The sequence below is a fragment of the Cobetia sp. MB87 genome (genome assembly GCF_011319755.1).
Taxonomy (GTDB): Bacteria; Pseudomonadota; Gammaproteobacteria; order Pseudomonadales; family Halomonadaceae; genus Cobetia.
This window is the reverse complement of record NZ_VFBC01000007.1, coordinates 509,810-529,113: the sequence shown is the minus strand read 5'-3', so window position 1 is coordinate 529,113 and position 19,304 is coordinate 509,810. Positions and strand designations below refer to the sequence as shown.

At 62.3% G+C, this 19,304-nt stretch carries 16 protein-coding genes; 4 read left to right on the top strand and 12 right to left on the bottom strand.

Features of this window, described 5'->3' with window-relative positions:
• Positions 1-128 precede the first annotated feature (128 nt).
• A complete protein-coding gene (locus CDPAHKCJ_RS08330; protein WP_166019386.1) occupies positions 129-1,100 on the top strand; it encodes an alpha/beta fold hydrolase in 972 nt (323 codons plus the stop codon).
• A gap of 169 nt (positions 1,101-1,269) precedes the next feature.
• Here CDPAHKCJ_RS08330 and trpA read toward each other — a convergent pair whose 3' ends face one another.
• Together trpA and trpB are read right to left on the bottom strand one after the other, a co-directional pair.
• Positions 1,270-2,109, bottom strand: a complete 840-nt coding sequence (trpA, locus tag CDPAHKCJ_RS08325; protein ID WP_166019385.1) for a tryptophan synthase subunit alpha — start codon at positions 2,107-2,109, stop codon at positions 1,270-1,272.
• 126 nt (positions 2,110-2,235) lie between these two features.
• Positions 2,236-3,477, bottom strand: a complete 1,242-nt coding sequence (trpB, locus tag CDPAHKCJ_RS08320; RefSeq protein ID WP_054554923.1) for a tryptophan synthase subunit beta — start codon at positions 3,475-3,477, stop codon at positions 2,236-2,238.
• Positions 3,478-3,722: 245 nt separating this feature from the next.
• On the opposite strand from trpB, the gene CDPAHKCJ_RS08315 reads away from it, so the two are divergent.
• Positions 3,723-4,646, top strand: a complete 924-nt coding sequence (locus CDPAHKCJ_RS08315; RefSeq protein WP_166019384.1) for a LysR family transcriptional regulator — start codon at positions 3,723-3,725, stop codon at positions 4,644-4,646.
• A 398-nt stretch (positions 4,647-5,044) separates the two neighbouring features.
• Here the strand turns inward: CDPAHKCJ_RS08315 and CDPAHKCJ_RS08310 are convergent, their stop codons facing one another.
• Positions 5,045-6,835, bottom strand: coding sequence for an EAL domain-containing protein (locus CDPAHKCJ_RS08310; RefSeq protein ID WP_225347763.1), 1,791 nt, complete (start codon positions 6,833-6,835; stop codon positions 5,045-5,047).
• Between the two features lie 695 nt (positions 6,836-7,530).
• Here CDPAHKCJ_RS08310 and CDPAHKCJ_RS08305 point away from each other — a divergent pair.
• Both CDPAHKCJ_RS08305 and CDPAHKCJ_RS08300 read left to right on the top strand, forming a co-directional pair.
• On the top strand, positions 7,531-8,397 hold the full coding sequence (locus CDPAHKCJ_RS08305) for a 2OG-Fe dioxygenase family protein (RefSeq protein ID WP_084589647.1): 867 nt from the start codon (positions 7,531-7,533) through the stop codon (positions 8,395-8,397).
• A gap of 633 nt (positions 8,398-9,030) precedes the next feature.
• Complete coding sequence (locus CDPAHKCJ_RS08300) at positions 9,031-9,648, top strand: LysE family translocator (protein WP_166019383.1); 618 nt, start codon at positions 9,031-9,033, stop codon at positions 9,646-9,648.
• Between the two features lie 118 nt (positions 9,649-9,766).
• Here CDPAHKCJ_RS08300 and CDPAHKCJ_RS08295 read toward each other — a convergent pair whose 3' ends face one another.
• From CDPAHKCJ_RS08295 to CDPAHKCJ_RS08255, 9 genes are all read right to left on the bottom strand, one after another.
• Positions 9,767-10,366 (bottom strand): YceI family protein, encoded by a 600-nt coding sequence (locus CDPAHKCJ_RS08295; protein WP_043336921.1) that lies wholly within the window; start codon positions 10,364-10,366, stop codon positions 9,767-9,769.
• A gap of 65 nt (positions 10,367-10,431) precedes the next feature.
• The gene (locus CDPAHKCJ_RS08290) at positions 10,432-10,974 is read right to left on the bottom strand and encodes a cytochrome b (protein ID WP_166019382.1); all 543 of its coding nucleotides are present in this window, start codon (positions 10,972-10,974) and stop codon (positions 10,432-10,434) included.
• A 177-nt stretch (positions 10,975-11,151) separates the two neighbouring features.
• Positions 11,152-12,366, bottom strand: a complete 1,215-nt coding sequence (locus tag CDPAHKCJ_RS08285; protein WP_166019381.1) for an O-succinylhomoserine sulfhydrylase — start codon at positions 12,364-12,366, stop codon at positions 11,152-11,154.
• A gap of 234 nt (positions 12,367-12,600) precedes the next feature.
• The gene (gene purF / locus CDPAHKCJ_RS08280; protein ID WP_166019380.1) at positions 12,601-14,115 is read right to left on the bottom strand and encodes an amidophosphoribosyltransferase; all 1,515 of its coding nucleotides are present in this window, start codon (positions 14,113-14,115) and stop codon (positions 12,601-12,603) included.
• Between the two features lie 243 nt (positions 14,116-14,358).
• A complete protein-coding gene (locus tag CDPAHKCJ_RS08275; RefSeq protein ID WP_166019379.1) occupies positions 14,359-15,087 on the bottom strand; it encodes a CvpA family protein in 729 nt (242 codons plus the stop codon).
• Entirely contained in the window at positions 15,084-15,794 is a 711-nt protein-coding gene (locus CDPAHKCJ_RS08270) for an SPOR domain-containing protein (RefSeq protein ID WP_166019378.1), read from the bottom strand. Before CDPAHKCJ_RS08270 ends, CDPAHKCJ_RS08275 begins: the two co-directional genes overlap by 4 nt.
• Before the next feature lie 49 nt (positions 15,795-15,843).
• Positions 15,844-17,346 (bottom strand): folylpolyglutamate synthase/dihydrofolate synthase family protein, encoded by a 1,503-nt coding sequence (locus CDPAHKCJ_RS08265; protein WP_166019377.1) that lies wholly within the window; start codon positions 17,344-17,346, stop codon positions 15,844-15,846.
• A complete protein-coding gene (gene accD / locus CDPAHKCJ_RS08260) occupies positions 17,339-18,358 on the bottom strand; it encodes an acetyl-CoA carboxylase, carboxyltransferase subunit beta (RefSeq protein ID WP_166019376.1) in 1,020 nt (339 codons plus the stop codon). Before accD ends, CDPAHKCJ_RS08265 begins: the two co-directional genes overlap by 8 nt.
• A 303-nt stretch (positions 18,359-18,661) precedes the next feature.
• Complete coding sequence (locus CDPAHKCJ_RS08255) at positions 18,662-19,294, bottom strand: phosphoribosylanthranilate isomerase (RefSeq protein WP_166019591.1); 633 nt, start codon at positions 19,292-19,294, stop codon at positions 18,662-18,664.
• Positions 19,295-19,304: the final 10 nt, after the last annotated feature.

Sequence of the window (19,304 nt, the reverse complement as noted above, 5' to 3'; positions counted from 1 at the left end):
CCACAACATGGACAGTGCTCACCTTTCAGACGCCCTGACAGCATGATCCATACGATAGCGTCGGGCGTAGGAAACACTTCACGCCATTCGCCACGGAGAGCCATGCCTTGAACGCTCTGCTGTCCTGCATGTCAGTCTCACTCTGCATGCTGCTATCGGGATGCGGGCCGCACTACCTTGCGGCCAATGACATCCACCAGGCTCCCTATCTTGAGGAATCCTCCACCTCATCCCAGCTCGTGACCCGAGATGCCACGTCACTGGCATGGGAGTCATGGCAACCTGCGCAGGCAACCCCTCAACGCGCCATGCTGCTTGGCCTGCACAGCTACGGCGACTTTCGCCTGGCATATGCCGATCTAGGTCCATGGCTGGCAGATCAAGGCATCGTGACCTATGCCTATGACCAACGCGGCTTCGGGGAGTCCAGCCAGCAAGGGCAATGGCCGGAGTCCCCGTTGCTGATCGAGGACCTGGTGGACGCCATTACGGTGTTGCGCCAGCGCCACCCGAGCCTCCCCTTGATCGTGGCGGGCGAAAGCATGGGCGGCTCGGTGATACTCAATGCCCTCGCCCACCACCCGGAGCTGTCGATCGACGGTAACCTGCTCGCCGCCCCGGGCGTCCGCGGCGGCATCCGCTGGCGCTATCTATACAACGCAGGACTCTGGACGGCGGCGCATCTGATCCCCACGACCAGCGTGGAGGTACCACGCAGGTACCCCCAAGGAGAACTCCAGCCCGCAGCCGCCAGGCGATTGGCCGAGGATTCACGCGTCGTGCATTCCGTGCGCCTTGACGCCTATTACGGCCTGATCCGCTTGACGGATCACGCCAGTGATGAGATCGCGAATCTTTCTGCTGACACACGACTGCCGCCCGCCCTGCTGTTGCATGGTGATCGTGATGACACCGTGCCCCGCGTGGCCATCGAGCGGCTGGTCAGGGACTGGCCGAGCGCCTCACGCGATACGCTCGAGATTCATTACCTGCCCGAGGCTCCCCACCTGCTGCTGCAATGGCACGACAGAGAGCAGGTACGTGGGCGGATCGCACACTGGTTGGCCGAGATCCTGCCAGCGCAAGCTTCACAAGAATGAAAGCAAGAGCGAGAGCGAGAGTAAAAACTAGACGTTGGGCGTGACACGCCGCGTCGTGCCGATAGCGCGTTCCCCACAAACAGCGACGCCCCGAACAGGGTTCGAGGCGTTGCTGTCTATCTATCCAACTATCGCCCCTGCGAGGGGCGTGCTGTCCGCTGACCAGCGATCACTGACGCGCGGTCTTCAGGGCATCAGCCAGCTCACGGGTCAGGGCGTGCACGGCTTGAGTACCCTGCTCCGGTGTCTCGGCATTGGCCTGCAGGTCAATCAGGGCGGAACCGACCACCACGCCATCAGCGAAGCGCCCGATACGTGCTGCCTGTTCCGCGGTACGGATACCGAAGCCGACCGCGACCGGAATGTCGGTATGTTCACGAATGCGACCGACCTCGGCCTCGACCTTCTCGGCAGTCGGTGCCGCGCCACCGGTCACGCCATTGCTGGAGACGTAGTAGAGGAAGCCCGAGGTGTTGGCCAGCACACCTGGCAGACGCTCGCTGTCCGTGGTCGGAGTGGCGAGACGAATGAAGCTGATGCCCGCTTCGCTGGCCGGGACGCACAGCTCGTCATCGTGCTCCGGTGGCAGATCGACGACGATCAGTCCGTCGACTCCGGCCTCGCTTGCCTGCTCGAGGAAGGTGGCCACACCGCGACGATAGATCGGGTTGTAGTAACCCATCAGCACGATGGGGGTGTCCTGATCCTGCTTGCGGAATTCCGTGACCATCGCCAGGGTGCGGTCCATGGTCTGGCCGGCCTTCAGGGCACGCTGGGTGGCATGCTGGATCGCCAGACCATCGGCCATCGGGTCGGTGAACGGCATGCCCAGCTCGATGACATCGGCACCGGCCTTGGCCATGCCGAGGAAGGTCGCGAGACTGGCATCGTAGCCGGGGTCGCCCGCAGTGATGTAGGTCACCAGCGCAGCGCGATTCTCATCACGCACGGCAGCGAAACGACGATCAAGACGGCTGCTGGCAGTAGTGTCGATAGCGGAAGTGCTCATCAATAGACTCCGAATTTGCTGGCCTGCAGGCATCGATGACACCTGCAGGCGAAGAAGGCAGAGGGCGCTCAGATTCGATCAGCGATTGACGACTCTGACGCCGGGCAACACGTGACAGGCCCTGGCTTACTCACCATCAGGGTTCAGGCCCAGCTCATCGGCCAAGTGATGAGTCACGGTGGCCATGTCCTTGTCACCACGGCCGCTCAGATTGACCACCATCAGGTGGTCCTTCGGCAGGCCCGGTGCACGCTTGATGACTTCCGCCAGCGCGTGGGAGGACTCCAGCGCCGGAATGATACCTTCCAGACGGCACAGCATCTTGAAAGCATCCAGCGCTTCCTGGTCGGTCGCGGCGACATATTCGGCACGCTTGATGTCATGCAACCATGCGTGTTCCGGACCGATACCCGGATAGTCGAGCCCGGCGGAGATGGAGTGCGCATCGCCGATCTGCCCTTCTTCATCCTGCAGCAGGAAGGTGCGGTTGCCATGCAGTACGCCCGGCAGGCCGCCCTTGAGACTGGCGGCATGGCGCGGAGTCTCCAGGCCTTCACCCGCCGCTTCGACACCGATGATCTCGACGCTTTCCTCATCGAGGAACGGGTGGAACAGGCCCATGGCATTGGAGCCGCCGCCGATGCAGGCAACCAGCGAATCCGGCAGACGCCCTTCCTTCTCCTGCAGCTGCACGCGGGTTTCCTGACCGATGATGGACTGGAAGTCACGCACCAGCTGCGGGTACGGGTGCGGCCCGGCGACGGTACCGATGATGTAGAAGGTGTCATCGACGTTGGTGACCCAGTCGCGCAGCGCCTCGTTCATGGCGTCCTTCAACGTGCCATCACCGGCGGTGACAGGCACGACCTTGGCGCCCAGCAGCTGCATGCGCTGCACGTTGGGCTGCTGACGATGGATATCGGTGGAGCCCATGTAGATCACGCAGTCCAGCCCGAAACGCGCCGCCACGGTGGCAGTCGCCACACCGTGCATGCCGGCACCGGTCTCGGCGATGATGCGCTGCTTGCCCATGCGGCGAGCGAGCAGTACCTGGCCCAGCGCATTGTTGATCTTGTGCGCCCCGGTATGCATCAGGTCTTCACGCTTGAGATAGATCTTGGCGCCGCCCAGCTGCTCGGTCAGGCGCTCGGCGAAATACAGCGGGCTCTGGCGGCCGACATAGTCCGCGGACAGGCCAGCCAGCTCCTCGGCGAATGCCGGATCCTGCTTGGCGGCTTCATACTCGCGCTGCAGGTGCAGGATCAACGGCATCAGCGTCTCGGCAACGAAGCGGCCGCCGAAATCACCGAAGAAACCCTTGGCATCAGGCCCTTGGCGCAGGCTGGGGGTAGCAGTCGTCTGGCTCATGCTGAACTCCTCGAATCGTGTCAGTGGCTGGTCCCACATACTGCGCAAGGCATCTGCGGGGCCAGCGATATGGTGATCATCCTAGCGCTACAGGCACTGGAAGAAAAACGATAAATTCGCCAAGATACGTGAGAAAAACTCACACATTGTCGAGACGGTCACTGCCGCGCAGTCACCCTTTCCATGCCAATGACACGCCCAGCACTCGCCCAGCACTCGCCCAGCACTTGCTCAGGAGATACACCATGGAGCGCACCGAGCTACTGCCTCCCCTCAATGCACTGCGCACCTTCGATGTGGCAGCTCGCCACGAGAGCGCCTCGCGCGCCGCAGAGGAGCTACATGTAACCCACGGTGCCGTCAGCCGTCAGATCCGCCAGCTGGAAGACGCACTCGGCACACGCCTGTTCGATCGCGCCGGCCGTGGCCTGACACTGACACAGGCCGGTCGTGAGCTGGCAACCGCGACCCGTCATCACCTTGGCGGCCTGGCACGCGTGTGCGGAGCACTGGCACGCAGTGATGCGCGGGCGCCCTTCGTGCTGAGCTGCCCGGGGTCGTTTCTGGCACGCTGGTTCATTCCGCGACTGGGGGCACTCAAGGACGCCCTGCCGGAACTCGAGCTGCACCTGACCGCCAGTGATGACAACGAAGGGCTGCGCAATGGCGTGGACGGTGTCCTGCGCTTCCAGACGCCGCCCTTTGATGACGCCGAGCATCAGGAGACGCGCGTGCTGGGCACCGAGCGCATCGGGCCCGTACTGCGGCCCGACAGCGAGTGGCTCGATGAGGCATCCAGCCCCCCTTCCCCCGAGGTTCTGCTGGGCCTGCCCCTGCTGCATACCGGATCACGCCCGCAAGCCTGGCCGGATTGGTGCTCACGCCAAGGGCTATCCAGTGAGGGGCTTGATTACGCGCAAGGCTTCGAACACCTCAACTACCTGCTCGAGGCGACACTGGTCGGGCTGGGCGTCGGCATCGCGCCGGACTATCTGGTGGAGGAAGACCTGCGCAGCAAGCGCCTCGTGGCCCCCTGGGGGTTCGTCGAGACCGAGGCATGCCTGACGCTGACCTTGCCGCAGGTCGGCCGCGCTCGCGCTCGCCACCCGCATGCCGAGGCGCTGGGCGAATGGCTCGCCCGGGAACTGGCGACGGCACCGCCTCACTAGCCACACTTTGTGACGGGCATAAAAAAAGCCAGTCACAAGGACTGGCTTGCCCGGACATGTATCCAGAGGATAGCGCCGGAAAGATCGTGAATCCGCTCAAGGAACCATCGCAACCTGCAACGCAGGCTGGAAGCGAGGATGGGCGAACAACCCTGCGCATTGAACGACGCAGCCACCCTCAGCAGAAATGATCGAGGAGCCATGGCTGGCTCGACTCGAAGACTTCACGTCAGGTGGCCAGTCCTTATCCGAGATGGAGGACTCGAGATGAAGGGTGACGGCCTGACGCGTTTCAACTGTCAGCATCATATCTTTTAGTCCGCGAACAAAAAAGGGCCCAAACAGCAACAGACCTTTGCTGGAGAAGCACCATCAATCGCTCGCATGGCCGACTGGTATCAGTGACAGCCAGGGGCTGCAGCGCCCTTGTCCGAGGCGAGGGCCCCCGAGGCGCGATTCGGCGGATTGTTGCCACCGAGTAACAGACGCTGAATATCCGTGGCCGCCATCGGCTTGTAGAAGTAATAGCCCTGGATCAGGTCACAGCGCATCTCGCGCAGCAACTCCAGCTGCTGCTCGTTCTCCACCCCTTCAGCGACCACCTCCAGCCCGAGGCGATGACCGAGGAAGACCGTAGCCTCCATGATGGCGCGGTCCTTGGGTTCCTGGGCGCACTCGATCACGAAGGAGCGATCTATCTTGAGCGCCGTCACAGGCAACAACTTGAGATAGCTCATCGAGGAATAGCCGGTGCCGAAGTCATCGATGGCGATCTTGTAGCCACGGTCGTAGAGCGCCCGCAGGCTGTCGCGCACCTTGATATCGGCATCGATCAACACGTTCTCGGTCAGCTCGATACCGATGTCCCGCGGTGTCAGTCCGTATTCCTCGACATAGGCCTCAAGGCGGGTGAAGACGTCCGAACTGATGGCCTGGCGTCCGGAGATGTTGATGTCGATCCGATAGCCCTTGAGACCCATGGCGCGCCATTCGGCCTGCTGACGACACGCCTGGCGGATGACCCAGTCTCCCAGACGTTCGATCAAGTTGGTGCGCTCGGCGACCTTCACGAAATCGGAGGGCGGAATATAGCCCTCGGGAGAATGCCAGCGCAGCAGCGCCTCGAAGGATTCGATGCGCTCACTGCGCGCCGCCACCTGCGGCTGATAATGCAGCGACAATTCCCCTCCGCCATCCTGATTCAACAGCGCCTGCAGGCGTCCGGCCAGATGGTGCTGATGCAGCATCTCGTTGCGGACTTCCTGATTGAAGAACTGATAGCCATCGCGCCCGGCCAGCTTGGCACGATGCTTGGCGACATCGGCATTGCGCACCAGCTCGGCCGCCTCGCTCCCATTCTCGGGATACAGGCTGATGCCGATACTCAGGCGCAGCAGCAACTGGCGCCCTTCGATCTCGAAGGGTCGTTGGAAGTCCTGACGAATGCGCTCGACCACCGACAGGGCATCACTCTCGTAATCCAGACGTGGCATCGCCAGCACGAATTCATCGCCACCAAAGCGCGAGAGTAGATCCTGATTGCGCTGGAAGCCCTGCAGACGCTTGGCCACGCTACGGATGACGCGGTCACCCATCTCGTAACCGAGGGTGTCATTGATCTCGGTGAAATGATCGATATCGAGAAACAGCACCATCAGGGTGTCGTCATGCCGCTGACATTCACTGAGCGCCTCGCCGAGCTCGCTCTCGAAGGTCTGGCGATTGGGCAGCTCCGTCAGTGGGTCGAAACGCGTCATGTAGTCCAGATCACGCTGGACCTTGCGCTCACCCGCCAGATCGATATCGATACAGAACATCAGCGGGTTGTCAGTGCGCTCTCCCAGCATCACATGATGGGAAAAGACAGGCACGGGGGCGCCTGACTTGTGCTTGAGCTCAAGTTCACTGGAGGGAATCTCGATACCCTGAGAGACCCAGGCATGGTGTGCGTCCACCACGACATCTGCCATCGTCTCCGGGATCACCAGAGTTTCCAGGCATCGTCCGCGAGCTTCCTGCTCGCTATAGCCGTATAGCCGCTCGCTGGCCTCGTTCCAGTAGATGACGCGGCGCTGGCTGTCATAGCCCTGAACGGCGACGCGCGGCAGACTTTCCAACAGCTCTCGAAAGCGCTGATCACTGACGGGAAGTCCCTTGCTGGTCGAGAGGCCAACCATACTCGTCTGCATGACCGCCTCCTGCGTATGCTGATGATGTGACACCTGACGCTTGCGAGATAGCATGATGCCCGCAGTTGCGCCAAGAATCACCATCAGTAACGCGGTTGGCCATCGACCCAGCATGCTCTGGCCCCACATCACCACCACCATCAACGTCAGTACCACGGCAATGATGACGGGACGAGAGCACAATATTCCGGCGGCCCTGAAGGCCTGGCGGAACCCTTTAGCCATGTTGAAGGATACCTCCGCTGCCGTCCTTCGCCTGTTCGCCGGACTTCGGCGGGGCAGATCCACTCGTGACGGAATGTCACTTCGAACGAGTTCTCTCACACGCAGAACGAGTTCTTGTCGTCATGGGAAAAGTCTAAGGGTCTGCTGCGCGTAAACCCAGCGTCTTGCAGCACCTCTCGATGACTCTCCTCAACGCTTCATGCAGTGCCAGACGGCCTGCACATGCGTCGCGCTGCTCGTCTGCAAAGCGCGAAGAATAGCGCCAATGACTTACATAATACCAGTCGATTAGATTACTCATACCTCGATATTGGCGATGTACCCATATTGATGATACTTGCGCGAGATTAGCGTGTTACCGCCATGGTACGGGTTTGACTATCTCGTGCGCACCTTCCCATTCTCCTCGACGTTGCCAACGCAACACCTTCCATCTGCGCCCAAGCGCACAAAACGTCGAGGAATTTCATATGAACATCGCAAATCGTGGCGTACGTCAACTGGCCGACTCTTCCCGCAAGATCACCCTGGAACAGGGTGGCCTGGTGGAGCACTACCCGACCCCCAAGACGGACACCACCCCCTTGCGCCTGCCGCTTGCCTCGCAGTACTGGCCGGAGGCAGTCCACGAGGAGCTGGCGCGCCAGCATTGGAGCAAGGCTTCCATCACTTCCCAGATCGACCTCGAGGCCTGGCAGGGCTTCCTGAAGGACCTGCCGCGCGACCCCTACGTCAACACCCGCTGGAAGCGCATGTCCTGGCTGCACCTGAACGACCAGCATGAAGTCGAGACGCTGGGAGAATGTCCGATGGCACAGGGCGGCAAGTTCAATGACGCCGCCAGCATGGCTGACCGTCTGCGCTATTACGCACCGCTGGAAGAAAGCTTCACCGAGCGTGAGGATGTGCGTGCCTTCGTGAAGGCCTGGGCCGACATGTGGGGTATCGGCCCGCGTGAACCGATCCTGATGCAGATCACCGGCGTGCGCGGTGATGGCACCATCGATCCTCTCCAGGGTCAGGGCATCCACGCCGATGGCTGCAAGTACCTGAGCATCCTGGTGCTCAACCGCGAGAATGTCAGCGGCGCCATCAACACCCTCTATCAGGACAAGGCAGGCAAGGAACTGCTGACCACCACGGAGCTGGCACCGGGCGAGGTCCTGCATATCCACGATGACCAGTTGTTCCATAGTGTCAGCTCCATCACCCAGGAGAACGCCGGCGAGCACTTCGAGCGCTTCATCATCATCATCAACTGCTCGTTCATCGACGAGTTCCAGAACCGCATGCTGCGTCGTCATTTCCCGGACGCCGTCCTCAACGACTGCGAGTGAGCAACGGATTGCTCGCGAGCCATCACAGCGAGACGCTTCGCAGCTTTCGGCGTCGTCTCATCTGAAGCCCCGCCGCGCAGAAGCCACGATGCCGATGCCCCCCGATACGTGAAACCCTGCTCTCAGCGCCTGAGCGCCCAAGCGCATGTGTACCTGAACATCTCAGTATCAAAGTGCATGGGTATCCAAGTACCTGAGCCTCATGGCGTCAGATGCAGGGAAGAAGAAGGAGAACCTGTCATCAGGTGACGCACTGTCACAAGATGCGCGCCGACGAAAACGTGCATATGCAGCACCCAGCGCCAGTCGGGCAACCGGCTGGCGCTTCTATATGCCATAGAGCGCCCGCTTCGCGCTTGTCCTGAATCATGCTTCTGCCCTGTTACATGATTCTTCTCTCCTCTTCTTTCTTCTTTCCGCTTTCTGCTTTCTCAACTCTTCACTCTTTCCTTGTTCTCGCTTTCTCCTCCTTCATCCTCTCCTCTTGCTCTGCTCTCCCCCGCTACCGCGCTTTGCATTACTCTGGTGTCGTGCACTTGGCACTCTTGGCGCGCTCGTCAGTCGTCGAGCCGCGTTTGTTTGCATCGTCGCTGCGGCGGCGCTGTCCTTCCCTCTATGCATCAGGGACCTCTCATGACCTTTGAAAGCGGGCTGACCTTTTTCATCGCCATCTTCCTGTTTGGCATCACCCCCGGGCCTGGCATCCTGGCGCTGCTGGCGCGTGGCATGAGCCAGGGGGGCAATGCCTGCGTGCCGATGGCCGTGGGCATGAGCCTCAGTGATGTCTGTTACATGCTGGCGGCGGTGTTTGGCCTGTCGGCCCTGGCCACGCATTGGGGCGAGGTCTTCGTGGTCATCCGTATCCTGGGTGCCGCCTACCTGCTCTATCTCGGCTACAAGTTATGGACGAGCTCACCGACGCTGGAGGAAGCTGAGGTTCCCAGGCTACGCGGCAACTGGTGGAAAGGGTTTCTGCAGGGCTTTCTCATCTCGGCCTCCAACCCCAAGGTCATCCTGTTCTATATCGCCTTCCTGCCCACCTTCATGGATATCACCCAGCTGACCGGTAGCGATATCGTGATCGCCGCCGGACTCAACCTAAGCGCATTGCTGCTGGGCGTGGTGCCGGTGGGCTATCTCGCGGGCCGTGTCCGCCGCTATCTGCGTTCGGCGAAGGCGGTCAGACGCCTCAATCGCAGCGCCGGCGGTCTAATGATCGGGGCGGGTGGCTATCTGGCATTGCGCGGCTGACGCCTGAACGACGCTCCATGTGACACGAGCGCCTTGCACAAACACAAATGCCCCTGCCGATTGGCAGGGGCATTTGTGTCGAGAAGCATGTGGTGTGATTGCACAGCGCTTGCCGTCATTACTGGCGGATGCCTTCGATGACCAGGTACAGATCGACGGTGGCCGCATTCGGACCAAGCTTGGATGTATCGATACCATAGTCGGCAAGCTTCAGCGTGGTAGTGCCTTCAAAGCCCTGACGGTAGCCGCCCCACGGGTCTTCACCGCCACCGATATGATCCACATCCAGGGTCACGGGCTGAGTCTGGCCGTGCAGCGTCAAGTCACCCTTCAGCTTGCCGGAACCATCGCCAGTAGACTCGAAGCCGGTCGAGGTGAAGGTCGCCGTCGGATATTGGGAGACATCCAGGAAGTCGGCCGACTTGATGTGCTTGTCGCGTTCGGCGTGGGCGCTGTCCAGGCTATCGACATCGACCTCTACCGACACCTTCGCATCTTCCGGCTTGCCCTGGTCATAGGAGAAATCACCGCTGAACTCCTTGAACTGCCCCAGCACGTAGGAATAGCCCAGATGGCTGATCTTGAACTGGATGAAGGCGTGCTGGCCATCGGTATCGATCGTGTAATCGGAGGCCTGTGCCTGACCCGCCATCAGCGGCAACGACGCCGCCATGAGACCTGCCACCAGTGACTTGCCGAGGAAGGATGTCTTGTTCATGTTGGTGCTCCTTGAGAGGTTTCGTCACATCTGGCGTTCGAGCGTACCCAACGCCTTCCTTTTCGTCAGCGCAGCGGCCGAATCATGCGCCGCAACGTGTCCTGCCCATCCAGCAGATGATGCTTGAATGCTGCCGCCGCATGCCCCAGCGACAGGATGATCAACACACAGGCAGCATACCAATGCACCTCACCTGCCAGCGATGCCTGATCCTTCAGCCCCGAGATCACTGCCGGCACTTCGAAGAGATCGAATACCTTGATGCCACGCCCGTCAGCGGTGGAAATGAGGTAACCCGAGATCATCACCACCAGCATCAGCACGTAGAGCAGTACATGCCCGATCAGCGCCGCACGCTGCTCATTGCGCGTGCCGTGAGCCTGCGGGGTCGTCTGGCTCCAGCGCCAGGCGAGTCGCACCAGCGTCAGCACCATCAATATCACCCCGACCGAGCGATGCCACCACGGACCGAGCTGGTACCAGGCATCGTAATAGCCAAGCGACGTCATCCACCAGCCCAGCGCGAAGAGCCCGACGATGGCCAGCGCCGACAGCCAATGCATCACGATGACAGGCCAGCCCCAGCCCCGTCGAGAATTACGCCACATGAGGTGCTCCTGATGACAGTCTCCACCTGCCCCTCGAGCTGGCAGGTTCTTTGAGCAAGAGCTTAACCAGTGCCCGGACGGACGCCAACCCTTGCGGGCAACACCGGGGGAAATTGTCCAGAGACACCAACGCCCGGCAGAACCGGGCGTTGGTATGCAAAGCAGGCGTTACGGGGCTCAGCTCGCGAGACGATCAAGCCCGCGCGCCAGATCACGCTTGATGTCATCGAGATCTTCCAGGCCGACGGCAATACGCAGCAGGCCCTCTTCGATGCCGGCGGCCGCTTTCTGGTCATCGCTGAGGCGACCGTGAGTCGTGGTGGCCGGGTGCGTGATGGTGGTCTTCACGTCACCCAGGTTGCCGGTGATCGACAGGATGCGCGTCGCATCGACCACCGACCAGGCCGCCTCGCGGCCGCCCTTGACCACCACTCCCAGCACTGCACCGAAGGCCTTCTGCTGGGCCTTGGCCAACTCATGCTGCGGATGACTCTCAAGCCCGGAGTAATGCACCCGCTCGATGGCCGGATGCGCCTCCAGCCAATGTGCCAGTGTCAGCGCGCGCGCACAGTGGGCTTCCATGCGAATGTTCAGCGTCTCCAGGCCCTTGAGGAAGACCCAGGCGTTGAAGGGGCTCAGGCACGGCCCGCAGGTCCGCACCACGCCATAGACCTCCTCCATCAACGAGGAGCTTCCGACCACGGCACCACCCAGCGTCCGGCCCTGACCATCGAGATACTTGGTGGCGGAGTGGATGACGATATCGGCGCCCAGCGTCAGCGGGCGCTGCAGGGCCGGCGTACAGAAGCAGTTGTCGATGGCAAGCCAGGCGTCGTTCTCATGGGCCAGCGCCGCCAATGCCTGGATATCGCCAAGCTCGGACAGCGGGTTGGATGGCGTCTCGGCAAACAGCAGTTTGGTGGCCGGCGTGATCGCCTCGCGCCAGGCGTCCAGATCCTTCAGTTCGACGAAGCGCGTGGTGATGCCCAGCTTGCCGAAGTACTTGGTGAACAGGCTGACACTCGAGCCGAAGATGGAACGCGATGCGACGATTTCATCACCGGATTCCAGCAATGCCAGCACGGTGGACATGATCGCGGCCATGCCGGAACTGGTCGCCACGCAACGCTCACCGCCTTCCATCGCCGCCAGGCGCTCCTCGAAGAAGCGCACCGTCGGATTGGTGAACCGCGAGTAGATGTTGCCGGCTTCATCGCCCCCGAACTTGGCTGCGGCCTCAGCGGCGCTGCCATAGACGAAGCTTGAGGTGGTGTAGATGGGCTCGCCGTGTTCCTGCTCGGCACCGCGCAGGTGACCGGCACGGATGGCGAGCGTCTCGAGACCCAGCTCATCGCGGGAAAGACCGGCGCGGGAAAGATTGTCGTCGTGCATGGTGTCCAGTACCTCTACTGATGGAATCTACTGCCCTGTGATCACGATCCAGCGTCACGCGCCGCTGTGACATGTCGCGTCTTCAGCATTTCGGGTCGCGTCGACAGCAAGAAGAAGGAAAAGCGATGCGCCAATGTTACCGGTTTTGAACGCGCAACGGGCCCCGGATTTCTCCGGAGCCCGTTGCGGTTCGCTCATCGCGTGATTGCCTGCCGAGGATGACAGGCAGCCGGATCAGTCGATATCTTCCGAATCGTTGTGCAGATCCACCACCGCGTGGGTCTCGCCAGCGCTCTTGGCGCCATCATTGCGCGAGGCACGCAGGTCGTTCAGATAGGCTTCGTCGATATCGCCGGTCACGTAGACACCGTCGAACACGGAGCAATCGAACTCATCCAGCGCCGGATTGACTTCACGACAGGCGTCCTTCAGGTCATCGAGGTCCTGATAGAACAGACGGTCAGCGCCGATCAGGTCCGCGATCTCCTTCTCGGTACGGCCATGGGCGATCAGCTCTTCCGCCGCCGGCATGTCGATGCCGTAGACGTTGGGGTAGCGAACCGCCGGGGCTGCCGAGGCGAAGTAGACGTTCTTGGCGCCCGCTTCACGCGCCATCTGGATGATCTCGTTGCAGGTGGTGCCGCGCACGATGGAATCATCCACCAGCAGCACGTTCTTGCCGGCAAACTCGATATCGATGGCGTTGAGCTTCTGACGCACGGACTTCTTGCGCAGTGTCTGACCCGGCATGATGAAAGTACGGCCGATATAGCGGTTCTTCATGAAGCCTTCGCGGTAAGTCACTCCCAGATGCTGGGCCAGCTCGAGGGCGGAGGTACGCGAGGTATCGGGGATAGGAATCACGACATCGATGTCCTGCTCCGGCCATTCACGCACGATCTTGTCGGCCAGCTTCTCGCCCATGCGCATGCGGGTGCCGTAGACGTAGGCACCGTCGAGCAGGGAATCCGGACGCGCCAGGTAGACGTGTTCGAAGATGCATGGCTTGAGGACCGGATCATCCGCGCACTGCAGGGTGTGCAGCTCACGATCCATGTCGATGAATACCGCTTCACCCGGAGCCAGGTCACGGATCAGCTCGAAGCCGGCGACGTCGAGCGCCACGGACTCGGAGGCGATCATGTACTCGACGCCTTCGGCGGAGTCACGCTTGCCGAAACACGCCGGACGGATGCCGTGCGGATCGCGGAAAGCGACCAGGCCAGTGCCGTTGATGATCGAGACCGCCGCGTAGCCGCCCTTGCAGCGACGATGCACACGACGCACGGCATCGAACACATCACCGGCGCCCAGACGCATGCCCTGCTTGCCCAGCTCGTGAGCGAAGACGTTGAGCAGCACCTCGGAATCGGAGCTGGTGTTGATGTGACGCAGATCAGAGGAGAACAACTCCTGCTTGAGCTGGTCGGAGTTGGTCAGGTTGCCGTTGTGCGCCAGCGTGATGCCGTAAGGCGAGTTGACATAGAACGGCTGTGATTCCGCCTCGCTGGAGGAACCGGCGGTCGGGTAGCGAACATGGCCGATGCCCATGTTGCCCTTGAGACGCTGCATGTGACGAGTGCGGAAGACATCACGCACCAGACCATTGCTCTTGCGCAGCAGGAAACGACCTTCGTGCCAGGTCATCATGCCCGCGGCATCCTGCCCGCGGTGCTGCAATACGGTCAGCGCGTCATACAGCGCCTGGTTGACCGAGGCGTTGGCCATCAAACCTACAATCCCGCACATCCCGTCATTACCTCACTAATACACACTTGGATAGGGAAGCGCACGCTGGCGACTGCCGGCGCCCGTCCATATGGCAATATGAGTGCTCACACGGCGCAATTGTCAGGCCTGCCCCCCATGCAGGCAACACCTGACCGATGGGTCAACCCCTTCGACTGCCCCGCATGAGGCTTCAGCAACGCGTGCCGAATTCCGAAAACGACAACGCCGGGCCATGATGCCCGGCGCTGAAAATCCTGCCTGTCACTGCTCATCACCCGCATTGCGGCTTGCGGCCTCGCCAGTGGTGCTGCCCCTGAGCAACGCCTCCAGCGAGGGCTGGTCCTGCGTGGAATCCTGGCGCGTGAACGACTGCAGCGCCTGCTGGCTGAGGCTGTCACTCAACGCACGCCCTTCTCGCTGGGCGCTGTCGATCAGACCGCTGGCCTGCTGCTTGAGCCGGGTGCCGCCGGTAGAATCCGGCAACGACACGCTCTGCCCCCAGTCACCGCCCGTATCCCACTCACGATAGCGAGCCAACGACCAGTCGCGCAGCTGCTCAAGCGTCGGCCGCAACTGGGCGGCCTGCCAGTCGGCGCTGTCACGCAGGGGGGTCAGCCCCACCACGGCGGTAATCAACACCAGTATGACCGCCGCGCGCAAGGCACCGAACACACCGCCGAGCAAGCGATTGAAGCCGCCCATGCCGACCGCATGAATCAAGCGCTCCAGCAGGCGCAACATCAGCCCCCAGATCAGTACGCTCGCGATCACCACCAACACGAAGCCGACCGCGGTACGAATGCCCGGCGAGACGATCATCTCCTCGAGCAGGCCTCCCACCTCAGCGCCGAACTGACGCGCCGCGACCAATGCCACCAGCCAGCCCGCCAGGCCCAGGGCCTCGCTGAGCAGCCCCCGCATCAGCCCCAGCAGTACCGAGATACCGATCAGGCCCAGACATAACCAATCGATCCAGACCAGATCGTTCACTCACCCTCCTTGCGTCGTACCAGCAGGCCCTTGATATTGACCTGCTGCTGCAGGCGCGAGCGTGCGGACTCACCGATCTCGGAGGACTTGTACGGGCCGACGAAGACCACGGTCAACTTGCTGCCACGCGGAATACGGTATGCCGCGAACCCCTTGCCTTGCAGCTCCTTCTGGAGACGCTCGGCGTTGGCCGGGTCACCGAAGCTGCCGACCTGCACGGCCCAGCCACCGGCGGAAGATGATGGCGCATTTGAAGCCGCGGCAGGCTTCGGCTCAGGCTTGGGCGCGGGCTTGGGTTCAGCCTTGGGAGCCGGCTTGGGAGTGGGTTCTGGTTCCGGCGCCGGTTCAGGCTTTGACTGCGACTCACTGCTGGCTACAGAGCGGGTCGGCGACAACTGCTCGGCCTCGGCGATACGGCGTTGGGACTCGGAACCACTGTCGCTGCCAGCACCCGGGGCACTGTCACGCACCTTGCCGCTGCTGTCGACGAAGGTGATCGGCACATCCGTGCCAATCTTCAGCTCGCTGGGCGGTTGCGGCTCATCGACGTTGGAGCGATCGATATCCACCGGCTTGCCAAGCGTCATCACCGGACTCGGGCGCTCATCACGGGCCGGCGGCTCATCGAAGAGCATCGGGATGAAGATCACCCCCAACGCCAGCAGGATGACCGCACCACTGATTCGCTCGCGCTTGCCATATTTCATTGTGACATCTCCCTTGCACCCGAAATCCCGGACCCGCCGCCGGCCTGCATCAGGCCTGTGCGTCGAGCCATATCAATGCTTCACCGACCGTGAAGAAGGAACCACAGACCAATACTTCTCCAGCGCTCGTCTCGCGTGCCAACCATTCGGCTGCAGCGGTGACCGTCTCGCACTCCGCCAGCACCGCACCACCACAGTGGCGGACCACGGAGGCAAGCTCACTGGCCTGGCGGCTACGTTCGCCATCCAGGGTGGCGACGACGAAGCCATCCACCACCGGTGCCAGCGCCTGAATCACGCCAGCGGCGTCCTTGTCGCCCAACATGGCAAGCAACGCTCGCCGCGGCCGGGTGGCAGGATCCCGCGCGCAACGCAGGTCATGAGCGGCAAGACGGCTGGCCAGATAACTCGCGGCATGCGGGTTATGGCCGACATCCAGACACCAGTCACGCCCGTGACGACTCAGCCACTGCATGCGCCCCTTGAGCTTGACGCTCGCCATGGCCTGCTGCACGCATTCGGCGTTGAGCTCGATACCGGCCTCGACCAGAGCATTGAGCGCACTGGCCGCATTGTCCCGCGGCAAGCCCGGGTCTGGCAGCGCATCGAATGTCAGCGCCGGTGCCGACAGGCGCTGCCATTGCCATTGCGAGGTAGCCGAATGGTCCATGCTGCCATCCACAGTGCCATTTACAGATTCAGCCGCGGCCTGCCAGCGAAAGTCCTGCCACAGTACCTGCGGCGTGACGCCCAGCGAGCGAGCATGCGCCGCGCAACTGGCGGGCAGCACATCCGAGCCGAACACGGCCGGTTTGCCGGCGCGCAGAATACCGGCCTTCTCGAAGCCGATGTTCTCCAGGTCGGTGCCAAGAAACGCGGCATGGTCCTGCGCGACCGTGATGATCATCGCGACATCACAATCGATGATGTTGACGGCGTCCAGACGCCCGCCCAGGCCGACTTCCAGAATCGCGAGCTGCGGTTGCTGCTGAGCGATCAGCCATAGCCCGGCCAGCGTGCCGGCCTCGAAGTAGGTCAGGCTGATCACGCCCTCGTCATCCACCGCCTCACCACTGGCTGACAGCTCGGAGTGGCGCGCGGAATCGACCTGCTCGAAGGCCGTGACCAGTGCCGCATCACTGACGTCTTGACCATTGAAGCTCAGACGCTCGTTGTAATGCAGCAGGTGCGGAGAGGTATAGGTGGCGGTACTCAGCCCGTGGGCACGCCCCAGCGCCTCGAGCATGGCAACCGTCGAGCCCTTGCCGTTGGTGCCCGCCACGGTAATGATGCGGCCACCGAGCCGACGCGCGCCCGCCCCGACCAGACCGAGACGCCTGGCCACGCACAGTACTCGGGCGAGGCCCATATCGATACTGACCGGGTGCTGATGCTCGAGACGCGTCAGCCACTCATCCAGCGAGAGGCCACGCGGCACGGCATCATGCAGAGGGGAAAGCTGCCACGAAGCGGCATCCAGCGGAGGGAGTGAGGAAGGCTGCAGCACCTCATCAGTGCTGCAGCTTGCCGGGGCGGAGCCCTGCTCAGCCATCGCGACGTTCGCCTTGCGGCTTCTCGCTGGTGAAGGTCTCGTCGAGCACGCTGTCCACGGCGGAACGCGGCTCGGCCGGTGCTTCGACAGTCGCATCCGCCTCGACGGATTCTTCCTCGACGACCGCATCCGCGACCGGCAGGTTGGCGGCGCTGACCGGCATGCCCTGCAGCTTGAGCAGGATGCTGGACAGGCGCTCACGCATCTCGCGGCGGTGGATGATCATGTCGACGGCGCCATGCTCGAGCAGGAACTCGGAGCGCTGGAAGCCTTCGGGCAGTTTCTCACGCACGGTCTGCTCGATGACACGCGGACCGGCAAAGCCGATCAGGGCGTTCGGCTCGGCGACATTCAGGTCACCCAGCATCGCCAGCGACGCGGAGACGCCACCGAAGACCGGGTCAGTCAGCACACTGATGTACGGCACGCCAGCCTGCTTGAGCTTTTCAAGCGCCGCGGAGGTCTTGGCCATCTGCATCAGGGAGAACAAGGCTTCCTGCATGCGAGCACCACCGGAGGCGGCGAAGCAGACCAGCGGGATGTTCTCGGCCAGCGCAAGTTCTGCTGCACGCACGAACTTCTCACCGACGATGGCGCCCATGGAGCCGCCCATGAAGCTGAACTCGAAGGCCACGGCCACGACCGGCTGACCGGAGAGAGCACCGCGCATGGCGACCAGCGCATCCTTCTCTGAGGTCTGCTTCTGGGCAGCGCTCAGGCGATCCTTGTACTTCTTGGAGTCGCGGAACTTGAGGCGATCGACCGGCTCGAGATCCGCCGCGATTTCCTCGCGGCCTTCACTGTCGAGGAACCAGGACAGACGTGCACGCGCAGTGAGACGCAGGTGATGGTCACACTTCGGGCAGACGTTGTCGTGCTTGGTCAGCTCCGGAAGGTACAGGACTGCTTCGCACTTGGGGCATTTACGCCACAGGCCGTCAGGAATGGAGGTACGCCGATCCTTGCGTTGGATACGGCTCATTGACGGCACAATCTTGTCAAGCCAGCTCATGGTGGGGAGGCTTCCGTTTTGCTGCTGTTCTGGGCACCGCTCGACGACTGTCGGCGGCCATGCGAGTTGGCACATATTCCAGGGCGCTCACGCCCCGGCAATATGGCGGGCAGCTACCATCACAGGGCAGTGCCAATGGAAAAGACCGTGCAACCCATTGGTCGTACGGCCACTTTTCCGAATTCTGGGGGTCATTGTAGCGGCTTCGCCCCCCTTGCGGGTAGTGCGAGATGCCAATTGAGCGTTGCGGCCCTCGCGGCTGATGACGAAAGCAGCGCAAGGGTCGCAACGCTTGCCGGCAAATCAGCGCCGATGGCGGACTGCCTGACAGAATGCCTGCATGCGCTCGGCGCTCTTCTCGCCAGGCGCGGCTTCCACACCGCCGGAGACATCGACCGCGTAAGGGGCGACCTGCGTCACCGCCGCGGCGACATTGCCTGACTCGAGACCACCGGCGAGAATGACCGGCAGCGACAGATCAGCCGGGATGCGCGACCAGTCGAAGGTCTCGCCGGTGCCACCGGGCACGCCAGGGCGATAGGCATCCAGCAGCAAGCCACGCGCGTCGTGGTAGCGCGCCGCCTCTGCGGCGAGATCGATCCCGTCACGCATTCGCAACGCCTTGATATAGGGCCGCCCTGCCGCCCGGCACTGTTCCGGCGTCTCATTGCCATGCAACTGGAGCAGATCGAGATGTGGCGCCGCTGCGGCAATCTCTTCGGCGCTGGCATCCACGAACAGGCCGACCCGTGTCACGAAGGCCGGCACGCACGCGGCAAGCTCGGCCAATCGCGCCACATCGACCGCACGCTTGCTGCCCGGCCACAGCACGAAGCCCAGCGCATCGGCACCTGCCGCCACGGCGTCGCGGATATCCTGCTCACGCGTCAAGCCACAGATCTTGATCCGGGTACGCTGGCTCGCACGAGCGCTCATCTCGGTCATG